Below are 16,789 nucleotides of genomic sequence, written 5' to 3' on the forward strand. Positions count from 1 at the left end.
AGGACGGGGGGCGACGAAGACGCCCCACCTGTCGTCACTCCGGATCGTAATCCAGGTTTGATGCGAGCCAGCGTTCGGCCTGCGCCAGGCTGACGCCCTTGCGTCGCGCGTAGTCCTCGACCTGTTCCTTCGACACGCGACCGACGACGAAGTACTGGCTGCGCGGATGGCTGAAGTAATAGCCAGACACGGCCGCGGCGGGGTACATCGCGAAGCTTTCGGTCAGGCGCACGCCGGCATTGTTCTCCGCGTCGAGCAGGCGGAACAGCGTGGCCTTCTCGCTGTGCTCGGGGCAAGCCGGATAACCCGGGGCCGGGCGGATGCCGACGTAGGCTTCGTCGATCAACGCATCGTTGCCGAGCGCTTCGGTCGCCGCGTAGCCCCAGAACTCCTTGCGCACGCGCTCGTGCAGCCGTTCGGCGAGCGCTTCGGCGAAGCGGTCCGCCAGCGCCTTGAGCAGGATCGCGTTGTAGTCGTCGTGATCGGCTTCGAATCGCGCGACGTGTTCCTCGATGCCGATGCCCGCCGTCACCGCGAAACCGCCGATCCAGTCCTGCCGGCCGCTCTCCTTCGGCGCGATGAAATCGGCGAGGCAGAAGTCCGGGCGATCGACCGGCTTGTCGACCTGCTGGCGCAGGAAGTGCAGGGTGGTGGGCGTGCCGTTCGCATCGACGACGACGTCATCGCCGATCGCGTTCGCCGGCCACAGCGCGAACACCGCCTTCGCGGTCAGCCAGCGCTCGTCGACGATGCGCCTGAGCATCGCCTGCGCATCGCGATACAGCTCACTCGCCTGCGCGCCGACGACCTCGTCGGTCAGGATCGCCGGGTACTTGCCCGCGAGCTCCCACGTGTTGAAGAACGGCGTCCAGTCGATGTACTCGACGAGTTCTGCCAGCGGGTAGTCGTCGAACACATGCAGGCCCGGCTGGTTCGGCGCGGGCGGGACGTAGTCGTTCCAGCCGCCATCGAAGCGCTGCGCGCGCGCCTTCTCCAGCGAAACCAGGCGCTTGCCGTCGCCGCGCTGCCTGTGGCGCTGGCGGATCTCGGCGTAGTCGGTGTCGTTGGCGGCGACGAAGTTGCCGCGCAGATCCGGGCTGATCAGCGATTGCGCGACGCCGACCGCACGCGAGGCGTCCTTCACCCAGACGGTCGGTGCCTTGTAGTGCGGATCGATCTTCAGCGCCGTGTGCGCGCGCGAGGTCGTCGCGCCGCCGATGAGCAGCGGCATCTCGAAGCCCTGTCGCTGCATCTCGCGCGCGACGTGGCTCATTTCCTCCAGCGATGGCGTGATCAGGCCCGACAGGCCGACCAGGTCGGCGTTCTCGGCTTTCGCGCGATCGAGGATCACCTGCGCCGGCACCATCACGCCCAGGTCGATCACCTCGAAGTTGTTGCACGCGAGCACGACGCCGACGATGTTCTTGCCGATGTCGTGCACGTCGCCCTTGACGGTCGCCATCACAATCTTGCCGTTCGATTTGCCGACGTCACCGGTGCGCAGCTTTTCGGCTTCGATGAACGGCAGCAGGTACGCGACGGCCTTCTTCATCACGCGCGCGGATTTCACCACCTGCGGCAGGAACATCTTGCCGGCGCCGAACAGGTCGCCGACGACGTTCATGCCGTCCATCAGCGCGCCTTCGATCACGTCCAGCGGACGCGTTGCCTGCGCACGCGCTTCCTCGGTGTCGGCTTCGATGTACTGGTCGATGCCATGCACCAGCGAATGCGACAGGCGCTCGCGCACGGGCTTCTCGCGCCACGCGAGGTCCTCGACCTTCTTCTCGCCCTTCTTGCCCTTGTAGCGGTCGGCGATTTCCAGCAGGCGCTCGGTTGCGTCGCTGCGGCGATTGAGCACGACGTCTTCCACGCGCTCGCGCAGCTCGGCGTCCAGGTCGTCGTACAGCGGCAAGGCGCCGGCATTGACGATGCCCATGTCCATGCCCGCCCTGATGGCGTGGTACAGGAACACGACGTGGATCGCCTGCCGCACCGGTTCGTTGCCGCGGAAGGAGAACGACACGTTCGACACGCCGCCGGAGATGTGGCTGAACGGGAAACGCCGCTTGAGTTCGCGCGTCGCCTCGATGAACGCGACGGCGTAGTCGTTGTGCTCCTCGATGCCGGTCGCGATGGCGAACACGTTCGGGTCGAAGATGATGTCTTCCGGCGGGAAGCCGATCGTCTCGGTCAGCAGCTTGTACGCGCGCGAGCAGATCTCGACCTTGCGTTCGATCGTGTCGGCCTGGCCGGCTTCGTCGAACGCCATCACCACGACGGCGGCGCCATAACGGCGCACCAGTCGCGCCTGCCGCAGGAACTCGGCTTCGCCTTCCTTCATCGAGATCGAATTGACGATGCCTTTGCCCTGCAGGCAGCGCAGGCCGGCTTCGATGACGCTGAACTTCGAGCTGTCCACCATCACCGGCACGCGCGCGATGTCGGGCTCGGCGGCGATGAGGTTGAGGAAGTCGACCATCGCGCGCTCGGAATCGAGCAGGCCTTCGTCCATGTTGACGTCGATCACCTGCGCGCCGTTCTCGACCTGCTGGCGCGCGACCACGACGGCTTCGTCGAGCCGGCCTTCCAGGATCAGCTTCTTGAACTGCGCGCTGCCGGTGACGTTGGTGCGCTCACCGACGTTGATGAAGTTGGATTCCGGGGTGATCTGCAGCGGTTCGAGACCGCTCAGGCGCGTCTGGCGGGGGAGGGGCATGGTCATTACAGGCAGGAATCCGTTCGCGATGCGCGGAAAGTCGAATGAGGGCGGGGGCGATCAGGCCGCGGCGACCAGCGAAGGCAGTGCGCGCGGCGCGATGCCTTCGACCACCTTCGCGATCGCCGCGATGTGCGCCGGCGTGGTGCCGCAGCAGCCGCCGACGAGGTTCAGCATGCCGGCGCGCGCGAACTCGCCGAGCACGGCGGCCATGTCCTCGGGTGTTTCGTCATAGCCGCCGAACGCATTGGGCAGGCCCGCGTTCGGGTGCGTGCTCACGTACGCGTCGGCGACCTGCGCGAGCACGTCGACGTGCGGGCGCAGGTCCTTCGCGCCGAGCGCGCAGTTCAGGCCGATCGCCAGCGGCTGCGCGTGGCGTAGCGAGTACCAGAACGCTTCGGCGGTCTGTCCGGAAAGCGTGCGGCCGGAGGCGTCGGTGATCGTGCCCGACGCCATCACCGGCAGGCGCACGCCGCGTGCGTCGAACGCTTCCTCGATCGCGAACAGCGCCGCCTTGGCGTTGAGCGTGTCGAACACGGTTTCGACCATCAGCACGTCGGCGCCGCCGTCGATCAGGCCGTCGGCGGCTTCGCGATAGGCCACGCGCAATTCGTCGAAGGTGGTGGCGCGAAAGCCGGGACGGTTGACGTCCGGGCTCAGCGACGCGGTGCGGCTGGTCGGGCCGAGCACGCCGATCACGTAGCGCGGGCGCGACGGATCGCGGGCTTCGGCGGCGTCGCAGGCGTCGCGGGCCAGTCGCGCGCCGGCTTCGTTGAGCTCGCGCGCCAGGTGCTCCAGGCCGTAGTCCGCGAGCGACACGGTAGTGGAGTTGAAGGTGTTCGTTTCGATCAGGTCCGCGCCGGCGTCGAGGTACTGCGCGTGGATGCCCTGGATGATCTGCGGCTGCGTCAGGCTCAGCAGGTCGTTGTTGCCGCGCTGGTCGCGCGAGCAGCCGCAGTTGTCGCCGTGGACGTGCTCGACATGGTCGTAGGCGTGGTCATAACCCTTTGCGAATCGCTCGCCGCGGTACGCGGCTTCGTCCAGCTCGTGCTGCTGGATCATGGTGCCCATCGCGCCGTCGATCACCAGGATGCGTTCGCGCAGCAGTTGCTGCAGCGATTGCGCGCGTTCGGGGTTCAGCCAGGGCAGGGTTTCCATCAGGACTTCCTCGTCTTGCGCGCATCGCCGGGCTTGCGGCCGATCAGCGCGATCACTTCGAAATGCGGGGGGCGGCGCTCGCGCGTGACGGTCTCGCAACTGCTCACGTCCAGGCCGGCCTTGGTGGCGAACTTCAGCAGGTCCTTCTCGCTGAAGCCCAGGTTCACGTGGCCGTAGGCCTCGACCACGTTGCGGTGCTCGTGTCGGGCCAGGCTGGTGAGCAGCAGCCGACCGCCCGGGCGCAACACGCGTGCGGCTTCGACCACCGCCTGCGCGGGGTGCTCGGCGTAGGTCAGCGCGTGCATCAGCACGACCAGGTCGAAATGCGCGTCCTCGAAGGGCAGGGCGTGCATGTCGCCCTCGCGCACCTCGACATTCTTCAGCTTGCGCAGGCGCTCGGACGCGGCCAGCACGACCTTCGTGCTCGAATCCAGGCAGACGTAGCGGTGCGAATGCGGGGCGAGCAGTTCGGCGAGCACGCCGTCGCCGGAAGCCACGTCGAGCACGTCGCCCGGCTCCAGCAGCGGCAGTGCCGAACGGGCCATCGCTTCCCAGGTGCGACCGGGCGAGTAATGGCGCTCCATGTCGCCGGCCACCGTGTCGGCCCAGTTCTGGTCCGCGGCGCGGGAGGCCAGTACGTCGGCCACGCGCTCGGCGTCCTGGCGCAGCAGCGGGTCGTCGCTTCCCTCACGCAGGGTGGTCCACAGGGCGCGCTGGGCGCCGTCGAGGGCGGCGTCGTCGAAACGGTAGTAGGCCGAGACGCCGGAGCGGCGGTCGCGCACCAGGCCGGCCTCCTTCAGCTTGGCCAGGTGGGTGGAGACGCGGGGCTGGGCCAGGCGGGTGATGCCCGACAGCTCGGCCACGGTCAGCTCCTCGCGCTCCAGCAGCGCCAGCAGGCGCACCCGGGTCGCGTCGGCGAACACCTTGAGCCGTGAAGACCAGCCTTCCAGATCCATGCTTCATCAACCTATCGCGATATAGCGATAAGTTTCGGTCCGCGGGGTACCCAGGGTCAAGCGGCGCGGCACGAAGCGTGGTGATAGCGCTCGCTTTCGCGCTTCGCGTCGGGCCGGTTGTTCGGAAACGGGCGGAATCGCGCCCGTATTGGCGATGCGATGCGCCCGCGCCCCTGCGAATCGCGCACGGGACGGCTACAATTCGCAGTCTGTTTCGCCCATCGAACCAAAGACTCAAGCACGAGGTGTCTCTGTGGATTTCCGCTTCACCGAAGAGCAACTGATGATCCAGGATGTGGCCCGCCGCATCGCCCAGGAAAAGATTGCTCCCAGCGCCGAACACCACGACAAGACGGGCGAGTTTCCGCTCGAGAACATCCGCACCCTCGGCGAGAACGGCCTGATGGGCATCGAAGTGCCGGCCGAATACGGCGGCGCGGGCATGGACCCGATCAGCTACGTGCTCGCGATGATCGAGATCGCCGCAGGCGACGCCGCGCACTCGACCATCATGTCGGTCAACAACTCGCTGTTCTGCAACGGCATCCTGAAGTTCGGCACCGAGGAGCAGAAGCAGAAGTACGTGCGCGCCATCGCCGAAGGCCGCGAGATCGGCGCCTTCGCGCTGACCGAGCCGCAGTCGGGCTCCGACGCCACCGCGATGCGCTGCAAGGCGACGAAGCAGGCCGACGGCACCTACGTCATCCACGGCAAGAAGAGCTGGATCACGTCCGGCCCGGTCGCCAAGTATTTCGTGCTGTTCGCGATGACCGACCCGGACAAGGGCGCGCGCGGCATCACCGCCTTCATGGTCGACGGCGATCGCGCCGGCTTCCATCGCGGCAAGACCGAGCCCAAGCTCGGCATCCGCGCCTCGGCCACGTGCGAGATCGAATTCGACGGTTACGTCGCCCAACCCGAGGACGTGCTCGGCGAAGTCGGCCACGGCTTCAAGATCGCCATGAGCGTGCTGGACGCCGGCCGCATCGGCATCGCCAGCCAGGCCATCGGCATCGCCCGCGCGGCCTATGAGAAGACGCTGGAATACGTGCGCGAGCGCAAGGCGTTCGGCGCGGCGATCGGCACCTTCCAGATGACGCAGGCGAAGATCGCCGACATGAAGTGCAAGCTCGACGCGGCCACGCTGCTCACGCTGCGTGCGGCCTGGCAGAAGGGCGAGTTCGACAAGGGCGGCGCGCGCTTCAGCAATGAAGCGGCCATCGCCAAGCTCACCGCGTCGGAAGCGGCGATGTGGATCACCCACCAGGCGGTGCAGATCCACGGCGGCATGGGCTATTCGAAGGAAATGCCGCTGGAGCGTTACTTCCGCGACGCGAAGATCACCGAGATCTACGAAGGCACCAGCGAGATCCAGCGCCTGGTGATCGCCCGCAACGAAACCGGCCTGCGCTGACAGGCCGTTCCGGCGACACAGTTTCGGCAAAACAGAAGACCGCACGAACCCGACATGAAACGTTTCGGATCGTCACGCCCCACCGCCTGTCCTGTCGATCGCGGCCGCGATCGTCGTCCGCGCGACAAAGCCGCCAAAACGGCTTCGCGCCAGATCGTGTCCGCGAACCGCCCGTACTGAACCGTATCCCCCGGCCCACGTGAAAGCGTGGGCCTTCTTTCATTGGAACTTCCGTTGCCATGAGCACCAAACGTAACGCTTCCGCCAAACCCGCCGCCAAGGTCGAGACGGCCAAACGCGCTCCGTCGAAGAAGAGCGCCGCCCGCGACGTCCAGAAGGACGACACCGTTTCGCTCGAGCCCATCGTCGAGGCGATGCGCAAGCAGCTGCCCAAGTCGCGCCATGCCGAAGGAGAAGCGTTCATCAACGCCTTCTACAAGCGCATGAGCAGCGACGAGCTGCCGCAGCACGACGCGCAGGGCTGGGCCGAACTGGCCACCGACTTCCTCGATTTCGCCCGCGCGCGCAAGCCGGGTGCGGCGCTGGTGCGCATGTTCAACCCGACGCTGAAGGGCGAGGGCTGGGAATCGACGCACACCGTCATCCAGATCGCCAATGACGACATGCCGTTCCTCGTCGACTCGGTGACGATGGCGCTGGCCGAGCAGGGCATCGGCGTGCACGTGCTGGGCCATCCGGTGGTGCCGTTCGATCGCGACAAGACCGGCAAGATCCTGTCCGTCGGCGAAGGCCAGCCCGAATCGCTGATGCACCTGGAAATCGACCGCCAGCCGGCCGAGGCGATGCCGAAGATCCAGAAGGCGCTCGAAGCCGTGCTGGCCGACGTGCGCGCATCGGTGCGCGACTGGCCGCAGATGAAGGCGAAGATGCTCGCCGTGGCCGACGAACTCGGCCAGCGGAACCTGCCGGTCGATGAAGCCGGCAAGCGTGAAGCGCAGGAGTTCCTGCGCTGGGCCGCCGACAACCACTTCACCTTCCTCGGTTACCGCGAGTACGAAGTCGTCCAGAAGGGCGGCGAGGAAGTCCTCAGCGCGGTCAAGTCCAGCGGCATGGGCCTGCTGCGCGGAAAGGATGTGGGCAAGCCGCGCCTTCTGACCTCGCTCGCCGCGCACTACATGCCGCAGTCGGGCGCGGTGGACGCGCTGATCCTCACCAAGACCAACTCGCGCGCGACGGTGCATCGTCCGGGCTACATGGACTACATCGGCGTGCTGACCTTCGACGCGAAGGGCAAGCCGATCCGCGAGGAGCGCTTCCTCGGCCTGTACACCTCCAGCGCCTACAACCGCCGCCCGTGGGACATCCCGCTGGTGCGCCAGCGCCACAACTACGTGATGCAGCAGTCGGGCCTGAAGCCCGACAGCCACAGCGGCAAGGCGCTGCGCCACATCCTGGAGTCGCTGCCGCGCGACGAGATGTTCCAGTCGAGCGAAGAGGAACTGCTGCGCACGGCCACCGGCATCCTCGGCCTGCAGGAGCGCGTGCGCAGCAAGCTGTTCCTGCGACGCGACCGCTACGGCCGTTTCTTCTCGGTGCTGGTCTACATCCCGCGCGACCGCTTCAACACCGACGTCCGCCTGCGCATCGAGTCGATGCTCAAGCGCGAACTGCACGGCGAACACGTCGATTCCTCGGTCACGCTGGGCGGCGAGTCGCCGCTCGCGCAGGTGCACCTCATCGTGCGTCCGAAGACGGGCGAGGCGATCGAGACCGACAGCGCGAAGATCGAAGCCGAGCTGTCCAAGCTCGTGCGCAACTGGCAGGACGACCTGCGCGAGCGCCTGGTCGTGCGCCACGGCGAACAGCGCGGCCTCACGCTGGCCAGCACCTACGGGCGCGCGTTGCCGGCGGGCTACATCGAGGACGTCAGCGCCGACGTGGCTGCCGACGACGTCGAGCACCTGGCCGCGCTCAGCGGCCCGGACGACCTGCGCCTGAGCCTGTACCGCGCGCACAACGGCGACGGCGGCCTGCGCTTCAAGTTCTATCGCCAGAACGACGACATTCCGCTGTCGGACGCGCTGCCGATGATGGAAAACATGGGCCTGCGGGTGATCTCCGAACACCCGTACCGCCTCAACGCGAACGGCCAGACGCTGTTCGTGCAGGATTTCGAGGTCGAGACCTCGAACCCGAACCTCGACGTGTCCAGCCTCGACGAGAACTTCGAGCAGGCCTTCGCGCAGATCTGGCGCGGAAATGCCGAGAACGACGGCTTCAACCGCCTGATCCTCACCGGCAACCTGTCGTGGCGCCAGGTCGCGATGCTGCGCGGCTACTGCAAGTACCTGCTGCAGGTCGGCGTGCCGTTCTCGCAAAGCTACGTGGAAGAAACGCTCAACCGCTACCCGCTGCTCGCGCGCCTGCTGGTGGAACTGTTCGAGGCGAAGTTCGATCCGATCACCGGCAGCGAATCCAAGGCGCAGATCAAGGCCGGCGTGGAAGCGTTCCGCGCGCAGCTTTCGGTGCTGGCCGGTGGCGACGAAGCCACGCTCGCCGCGCTGGAGCCGATGCTCGAAGCGCGCGCCGGCAAGCGCGAAGCGCAGATCGAAGCCACGCGCGAAGCGCTGAAGGGCCTGTTCGATCGCGTCGCCAGCCTGGACGAGGACCGCATCCTGCGCAGCTTCATCGGCGTGATCGACGCTACGCTGCGCACGAGCTACTACATCCAGTACAAGGATGGCCTGCGCGCCGACGGTGGCCCGGCCGACTACATCAGCTTCAAGTTCGATTCCTCGAAGGTGCCGGACCTGCCGAAGCCGCGTCCGTACCGCGAGATCTTCGTCTACGGCCCGCGCGTGGAAGGCGTGCACCTGCGCTTCGGCCCGGTCGCGCGTGGCGGCCTGCGCTGGTCGGATCGCCGCGAGGACTTCCGTACGGAAGTGCTCGGCCTGGTGAAGGCGCAGATGGTGAAGAACACCGTCATCGTGCCGGTCGGTTCGAAGGGTGGCTTCATCGCCAAGCAGCTGCCGGATCCGGCCGTGAACCGCGATGCGTGGTTCAACGAGGGCGTGGCCTGCTACAAGCGCTTCATCAACGGCCTGCTGGACATCACCGACAACCTCGCCGGCGGCAAGGTCGTCCCGCCGGAGAACGTGGTGCGCCATGATGGCGACGATCCGTACCTGGTCGTCGCCGCCGACAAGGGCACGGCGACGTTCTCCGACATCGCCAACGGCATCGCGCGCGCGCACGGCTTCTGGCTCGACGACGCGTTCGCCTCGGGCGGCTCGGTCGGCTACGACCACAAGGGCATGGGCATCACCGCGCGCGGCGCGTGGGAGTCGGTCAAGCGCCACTTCCGCGCGATGGGGCGCGACAGCCAGAAGGAAGACTTCACCGTCGTCGGCGTCGGCGACATGTCGGGCGACGTGTTCGGCAACGGCATGCTGCTGAGCAAGCACATCCGCCTGGTCGCCGCGTTCGACCACCGCCACATCTTCATCGACCCGAACCCGGATGCCGCGTCGACGTTCAAGGAACGCGCGCGCATGTTCAAGCTGCCGCGTTCGAGCTGGGACGATTACGACCGTTCGCTGATCAGCAAGGGCGGCGGCATCTACCCGCGTTCGGCCAAGTCGATCCCGCTCACCGCCGAAGCCAAGACGGCGCTGGGCATCGACCCGACCGTCTCGGCGATGAGCCCGGCGGAACTGCTCAGCGCGATCCTCAAGGCGCCGGTCGACCTGCTGTGGAACGGCGGCATCGGCACCTACGTGAAGGCGACGAGCGAGACCAATGCCGACGTCGGCGACCGCGCCAACAACGCGCTTCGCGTCAACGGTCGCGAACTGCGCTGCAAGGTGGTGGGCGAGGGCGGCAACCTCGGCATGACCCAGCTGGGCCGCATCGAGGCCGCGCAGCATGGCGTGCTGCTCAACACCGACTTCATCGACAACTCCGCCGGCGTGGACACCTCCGACCATGAGGTGAACATCAAGATCCTGCTCAACGGCGAGGTTCAGAAGAAGAAGCTGACGCTGCCCGAGCGCAACAAGCTGCTCGCGCAGATGACCGACGAGGTCGCGCAGCTGGTGCTCACCGACAACTACCGCCAGAACCAGGCGCTGAGCCTGATGGAGCGGATGAGCGTGCACCGCCTGGGCTCCAAGCAGCACTTCATCCGTACGCTGGAATCGCAGGGCCTGCTCGATCGCCAGATCGAGTTCCTGCCGTCCGATGCCGAGATCGCCGAGCGCAAGTCACGCGGGCAGGGCCTGACGCGTCCGGAACTGGCGGTGCTTCTGTCGTACAGCAAGATCGTGCTGTTCCAGCAGCTGCTGGACTCCGACGTGCCCGAAGACCCGTACCTGTCGAAGGAGCTCGTGCGTTACTTCCCGCAGCCGCTGCAGGCCAAGTACGCCAAGGCGATGGAAGGCCATCGCCTGAAGCGCGAGATCATCGCCACGGCGGTGACCAACTCGATGGTCAACCGCATGGGCGCGACCTTCACCCTGCGCATGACCGAGGACACCGGCCGCACGCCGGCCGAGGTCGCCGAGGCCTACACCATCGCCCGCGAGGCGGTGGACGCGCGCGACCTGTGGGCGCAGATCGACGCGCTCGACGGGAAGGTGCCGGAGTCGGTGCAGGTCGATGCGCTGCAGGTCATCTGGCACCTGCTGCGCTCGATGTCGCGCTGGCTGCTGTCGCGTCCGGGCAAGATGCCGGAGATCACCGTCGCGATGGCGCGCTACAGCGATGGCCTCAACGCCGTCCGCGCGTCGCTGCCGACGGTGCTGTCGGGCATGCGCCGCGACGCGTTTGAGGCGCGCATGAACGACTGGAAGGGCAAGGGCGTGCCGGCGAAGCTCGCCGAACAGCTGGCCGCGCTGCCGCTGCTGGAGTTCGGCTGCGACATCGTGGAGATCTCGCTCGCCCGCAAGATCTCGCCGGTGGAAGTGGCGAAGGCGTACTTCTCGCTGGGCCAGGCGCTGAGCCTGCCGTGGCTGTACGAGCAGGTCGAACAGCTGCCGGTCGACGGCCGCTGGCAGGCGCTCGCCCGCGGCGCGCTGCGCGACGAACTGGCCACGCAGGCCCGTTCGCTGGTCTCGCAGATCCTTGCCGACGGCGGCAAGAAGCCGGTCGAGCAGAAGGTCGACGCGTGGCTCAAGCGCGACGACTCGTCGCTGCGCTTCACGCTGGCGATGTTCGCCGACCTGCATAACCAGAAGGCGCTGGACTACCCGACGCTGTCGGTGGCGGTGCGTCGCCTGGCGCAGGTGGCTGCGGCCGGGGCGTAAGCCTTCGCGGTTCGCGTGTTGAGGAAAGCCCGGCTTCGGCCGGGCTTTTTCTTTGTTGCTTGGCGCGGCGCCAAACCGGACCGGCACGCCTGAACCGTCCCTCACGTCATTCCCGCGAAGGCGGGGAATCCAGGGACTCTTCCCGCTTGATCAACGGCCTCGCCGGTCGCAGCGCTCATCCGGGGGAGGAGACATCAACGTCCCTGCAACGAAGTGGCCCGACGAGCCAGCGCGACGACCACGCGCCACCGGTTATGCTGCCTCCCTCGACCCCGGAGCCGCCGATGACCGCGACGCCCCGCATCGCCTTCCTCGCCAGCCACGCCGATGGCGCCCAGCGCGCCCTCGAAACCCTCACCGCCATGCACGGCCAGCACGCGCCGGAAGACGCGGACATCCTCGTCCCGCTGGGCGGCGACGGCTTCATGCTCGCCACGCTGCATCGCTATGGCGGCCTGGGCAAACCGGTGTACGGGATGAAGTTGGGGACGGTCGGCTTCCTCATGAACCAGCACGACGGCGAGGGCCTGCTCGGACGCCTGCACGCCGCCGAGCCCGCGGTGCTGCGGCCGCTGGAGATGGTCGCCCAGACCGAATCCGGTGCGACGGTCGGCTCGCTGGCCTACAACGAGGTCTCGCTGCTGCGCCAGACGCGACAGGCCGCGCACCTGCGCATCGACCTCAACGGTCAGACCCGGCTGGACGAACTCATCTGCGACGGCGTGATGGTCGCCACGCCCGCCGGCAGCACCGCCTACAACTTCTCCGCGCACGGGCCGATCCTGCCGCTGGGCGCTAACGTCGTCGCGCTGACGCCCATTGCCGCCTTCCGCCCGCGCCGCTGGCGTGGCGCCGTGCTCAAGGCCGATACCGAAGTGCGCTTCCACGTGCTCGATCCCTACAAGCGCCCGGTCAGCGCCACGGCCGACTCGCATGAAGTCCGCGACGTGGTGGAAGTCACTATCCGCGAATCGCACGACCGGACCGTCACACTGCTGTTCGATCCGGAGCACAACCTGGAAGAGCGCATGCTGGCCGAGCAGTTCGTGGCCTGACCCGGACAGCGCGCAGGAAGGACCGCGTCGGTCGCAATCCGCGCGACGGCGCTGCGGCATAATCGCCCCATGCCCGACCGTGATGCCGATCCGCTGATCGTCGCGATTTCCTCGCGAACCCTGTTCGACATGGAAGAGAGCCACGCGCTGTTCGAGCGCGAGGGCATCGACGCCTATGCCGATTTCCAGCGTTCGCACGAGGACGACCTGCTCACGCCCGGCATCGCCTTCCCGCTGGTGCGCAAGCTGCTCGCGCTCAACGACGGCGCGCCGCCGGAAGCGCCACGCGTCGAGGTCATCCTGATCTCGCGCAATTCGGCCGACAGCGGGCTGCGCATCTTCAACTCGATCGCGCATTACGGGTTGGCGATCAAGCGCGCCGCCTTCAGCAACGGCGCGCCGCCGTATCCGTACATCCGCCCGTTCAACGCCGACCTGTTCCTGTCGGCCAACGCCGAGGACGTGCGTAGCGCGCTGGCCGCAGGCGTGGCCGCGGCGACGCTGCTGCCGGCCCGCGCGCCGCAGCAACGCCACGACCAGCTGCGCATCGCGTTCGACGGCGATGCGGTGATCTTCGACGACGAAGGCGAGCGCGTCTCGCGCGAGGGCGGCCTGGCCGCGTTCACCGAACACGAGCGCAGCCACGCCGCACAGGCGCTGTCGGGCGGGCCGTTCCGCGGTTTCCTCGATGCGCTGCATCGGCTGCAGCAGGCGTTCCCGACCGGGCAGGCCTCGCCGATCCGCACCGCGCTGGTCACCGCGCGTTCGATCCCCGCGCACGAACGCGTGATCCGCACGTTGCGCGAGTGGGACATCCGGCTGGACGAAGCGCTGTTCCTTGGCGGTCGCTCGAAGGGGCCGTTCCTGGAGGCGTTCGGCGCCGACATCTTCTTCGACGATTCCGAGCACAACATCCTCTCGGCCCGCGACCACGTCGCCGCCGGGCACGTGCCGCACGGCGTGGCCAATCCGCTCGTCGTGAAGTAACGCTAGGGCCCGATCAGCGCCTGCAACGGCAGCTGGATGTCCGTCAGCGTCCAATTGAAGCCCTCGCGCGTGAGCACGAACACCACCGGATCGCCGTCCGCATTGCGCACGGTGGCGCTGAACCGAGACGGCGACTCGAAGCGGTAGCTCGCATCGCGCAGGGGATCGGGCGGCGGGACGTGGGCGAGCCCGTCGTTGGGATCGACACCGCCGCCGGTCAGCCGATGCAGCAGGCCGCGCCCCTGCAGGACCGCGCCGATGCCGGCCGGCGTGGCGAGCGCATCGACGATCCCGCCAGCGGCCTGGTTCGCCAATCCCAGGGCGAACGCGCCCAGCGGATTGTTCTGCGCGTCGACGCCCGCCTTGCGCGCGAGCGTGTCCTCGACCTGGGCTCGCAGGCTGCGCCGCACCGCGACGAAATCGACGTGCTTTGCCAGCGCGGCGGTGTCTTCCTCGGCGACCGCCTCGCGGATCGCGTTGATGGTCAGGAACGGGCCGGCGGCGATCCAGCCGGCCAGCGCCAGCAGGACGACGACGAGCAGGGCGATCCACTTTTTCATCGGCGACGAACCGGTCGAAGGAACGGCGATGGTAGGGCGCCCGGGTCGCCTGCGCGATGAAGGCGGACGCCGTGCCGCATCGGGCGGCCGGCGCGCAAGCTGCAGTGCACATCGCATCCGGCGGGGCGATGGCTCAGTATGTGCGCCTTCACAGCCCGCTCGAACGAGGTTTTCCATGCAGTCATGGCTCCGGCGCAAGGACATCGACAAGCTCACCGTCCATGAGGAAGGGCGGCGGCTGGTGCCCACCCTGGGCTGGCCGCACCTGGTCGCGCTGGGCATCGGCGCCATCGTCGGCACCGGCATCTACACGCTGATCGGCGTGGGCGCGGACAAGGCGGGCCCGGCGGTGCTGCTGTCCTTCATCGTCGCCGGCGTGGTCTGCGCCTGTGCGGCGCTGGCGTACGCCGAGATGTCCACGATGATGCCGGCCGCCGGCAGCGCCTACACCTACAGCTACACCGTGCTGGGCGAGGCGATCGCGTGGATCGTCGGCTGGAGCCTGATCCTCGAATACTCGCTGGTGGTGAGCACGGTCGCGGTGGGCTGGTCCGGCTATTTCGCCGGCTTCCTGCAATGGGTGCACACGCAGACAGGGTGGAACGTCATGCTGCCCACGGCGCTCATGGCGGGCCCGCACGCCGGCGGCGTGATCAACCTGCCGGCAATCGTCATCACCTTCCTCGTCGCCGGCATGCTCATCGCCGGCACGCGCGAGAGCGCCACGCTCAACGCGATCCTGGTGGTGTTCAAGCTGATTGCACTCGCCGTGTTCATCGTCGTCGCGCTGCCGGCGTTCGACGCGGCCAACCTCACGCCGTTCATGCCCTACGGCTTCCCGAAGTCGATCGATGCCGAAGGCGTGGAGCGCGGCGTCATGGCCGCGGCGGCGATCATCTTCTTCGCCTTCTATGGTTTCGATGCGATTTCCACGGCGGCCGAAGAGACCAAGAACCCGGGCCGCGACCTGTCGATCGGCATCATCGGTTCGATGGTCGGCTGCACGCTGATCTACGTGCTGGTCGCGCTGGCCGCGGTGGGTGCGATGAGCTTCACCGTGTTCGGCAAGAGCGCCGAGCCGCTGGCGCTGATCATGCGCGAGCTGGGTCATCCGCAGGCCGCGCTGGTGATCGGCATCGTGGCGGTGATCGCGCTGCCGACGGTGCTGCTGGCGTTCTTCTACGGCCAGAGCCGCATCTTCTTCGTGATGTCGCGCGACGGCCTGCTGCCGCGCAGCCTGTCGAAGGTGAACCCGCGCACCGGCACGCCGGTAGCGATCACGCTGTTCACCGCGGTGCTGGTCGCCGCGCTGGCGGGCGTGGCACGCCTGGACGAAATCGCCGCGCTGGCCAACGCCGGCACGCTGGTGGCGTTCATCGCGGTGTCGGTGTGCATGCTGGTCCTGCGCAAGCGCGATCCGAACCGCCCGCGCGTGTTCCGCACGCCGATGGCGTGGGTCGTTGGCCCGCTGGCGATCTTCGGCTGCCTGTACCTGTTCTGGAGCCTGCCGCACACCACGCAGAAGTGGTTCCTGGTGTGGAACGTGGTGGGCGTGATCGTCTACGTGCTCTACAGCCGTCGTGCGAGCCTGCTGGCGAAGGGGCAGAACGTCTGAGGACGTTTCTTCCTGTCGACGAAGAAAAGGCGCCGCAGGGCGCCTTTTCTTTTTCATCCGTCGTTGCCGTTCTTTTTTCAGCTGTCATTCCCGCGAAGGCGGGAATCCATCCGTCAGCGGCATCAACTGATCCGGAAGACGTCGGACGTCGGAACCATGGATTCCCGCCTACGCGGGAATGACAGCAAAAACCGGAACGCGGAACGGCGCCCGACTATCCCAGCGCCGCCGAAAGCACCGCCCCGGCTTCCTCTTCGATCTTCAACGCCGCCAGCTCGTCCGCGCGCGTGCGCCCGCGGTTGAGGATCGCCAGCGGAATGCCGGTCTCGTGCGCCATCCGCGCGAAGCGGAAGCCCGAATAGACCATCAGCGACGAACCGACCACGAGCATCGCGTCGGACGCCTTAAGCGCCTCGCCGGCGCGCACCGCGCGATCCTTCGGCACGTTCTCGCCGAAGAACACCACGTCGGGTTTGAGCATCCCGCCGCAGGCCTCGCAGGCCGGCACGGTGAAACGGGTAAAATCGTGGCCGTCGAGGTCCGCGTCGCCGTCCGGCGCGGTGGTCGCATCGAGATGGACCCAATCGGGATTCACCTCGGCGAGCCGCGCCTGCAACGCCGCGCGGGGCGATTCGGCCCGGCATTGCAGGCAGACGACGCCGTCGAGCCGGCCGTGCAGGTCGATCACGTGGCGGCTGCCGGCGCGCTGGTGGAGACCATCGACGTTCTGCGTGAGCAGCATCGAGACGCCGCCGCGCGATTCCCAGTCGGCCAGCGCGAGATGCACGCCGTTGGGCTTGGCGTCGTCGATGCGCGGCCAGCCGATGAAACTCCGCGCCCAGTAGCGGGCGTTCACGCGCGCATCGCCCGTGAAGGCCTGATAGGTGACGGGCGGGGTGCGCTTCCACTGGCCGTCCGCGTCGCGGTAGTCGGGGATGCCGGAATTCGTGCTGCAGCCGGCGCCGGTCAGCACGAAGACCCGCCGGAACGGGGCGAGCCATTCGCGCAGCGCATCGGCCGGCGAGTCGGTGGGGTTGGGCAGGGCGGACATGCCTCCATCT

The 16,789-nt window shown here is 67.6% G+C and carries 9 protein-coding genes and 1 pseudogene; 5 read left to right on the forward strand and 5 right to left on the reverse strand.

All coding sequences use genetic code 11. The features are described 5' to 3' along the window. Positions 1-34 precede the first annotated feature (34 nt). The 3 genes and pseudogenes from metH to GOY17_RS07840 all read right to left on the reverse strand — a co-directional run. The gene (gene metH, locus GOY17_RS07830; RefSeq protein WP_232338598.1) at positions 35-2,719 is read right to left on the reverse strand and encodes a methionine synthase; all 2,685 of its coding nucleotides are present in this window, start codon (positions 2,717-2,719) and stop codon (positions 35-37) included. A gap of 60 nt (positions 2,720-2,779) precedes the next feature. Beyond that, complete coding sequence (locus tag GOY17_RS07835) at positions 2,780-3,877, reverse strand: homocysteine S-methyltransferase family protein (RefSeq protein ID WP_157029947.1); 1,098 nt, start codon at positions 3,875-3,877, stop codon at positions 2,780-2,782. A 26-nt stretch (positions 3,878-3,903) separates the two neighbouring features. Next, a pseudogene (locus GOY17_RS07840) lies at positions 3,904-4,833 on the reverse strand (ArsR/SmtB family transcription factor); the annotation flags it as partial. A gap of 220 nt (positions 4,834-5,053) precedes the next feature. On the opposite strand from GOY17_RS07840, the gene GOY17_RS07845 reads away from it, so the two are divergent. From GOY17_RS07845 to GOY17_RS07860, 4 genes are all read left to right on the forward strand, one after another. Continuing rightward, positions 5,054-6,247 carry an acyl-CoA dehydrogenase family protein gene (locus tag GOY17_RS07845; protein ID WP_386837508.1) on the forward strand — a complete coding sequence of 398 codons (1,194 nt, stop codon included), beginning with the start codon at positions 5,054-5,056 and terminating at the stop codon, positions 6,245-6,247. A 239-nt stretch (positions 6,248-6,486) separates the two neighbouring features. Next, the gene (locus GOY17_RS07850; protein ID WP_157029949.1) at positions 6,487-11,511 is read left to right on the forward strand and encodes an NAD-glutamate dehydrogenase; all 5,025 of its coding nucleotides are present in this window, start codon (positions 6,487-6,489) and stop codon (positions 11,509-11,511) included. 284 nt (positions 11,512-11,795) lie between these two features. Next, on the forward strand, positions 11,796-12,566 hold the full coding sequence (locus tag GOY17_RS07855) for an NAD kinase (protein WP_157029950.1): 771 nt from the start codon (positions 11,796-11,798) through the stop codon (positions 12,564-12,566). Positions 12,567-12,635: 69 nt separating this feature from the next. Beyond that, positions 12,636-13,553 (forward strand): 5'-nucleotidase, encoded by a 918-nt coding sequence (locus GOY17_RS07860; protein ID WP_157029951.1) that lies wholly within the window; start codon positions 12,636-12,638, stop codon positions 13,551-13,553. Positions 13,554-13,555: 2 nt separating this feature from the next. On the opposite strand, the gene GOY17_RS07865 is transcribed toward GOY17_RS07860, so the two are convergent. Continuing rightward, entirely contained in the window at positions 13,556-14,113 is a 558-nt protein-coding gene (locus GOY17_RS07865) for a DUF2939 domain-containing protein (RefSeq protein WP_157029952.1), read from the reverse strand. Positions 14,114-14,288: 175 nt separating this feature from the next. Between GOY17_RS07865 and GOY17_RS07870 the strand changes: the two genes are divergently transcribed. Further along, complete coding sequence (locus GOY17_RS07870; RefSeq protein WP_157029953.1) at positions 14,289-15,728, forward strand: amino acid permease; 1,440 nt, start codon at positions 14,289-14,291, stop codon at positions 15,726-15,728. A gap of 214 nt (positions 15,729-15,942) precedes the next feature. On the opposite strand, the gene GOY17_RS07875 is transcribed toward GOY17_RS07870, so the two are convergent. Continuing rightward, entirely contained in the window at positions 15,943-16,779 is an 837-nt protein-coding gene (locus tag GOY17_RS07875) for an NAD-dependent protein deacetylase (protein WP_157029954.1), read from the reverse strand. Positions 16,780-16,789 lie beyond the last annotated feature (10 nt).

Origin of the sequence: Lysobacter soli (assembly GCF_009755585.1) — a bacterium.
Taxonomy (GTDB): Bacteria; Pseudomonadota; Gammaproteobacteria; order Xanthomonadales; family Xanthomonadaceae; genus Lysobacter_J; species Lysobacter_J soli.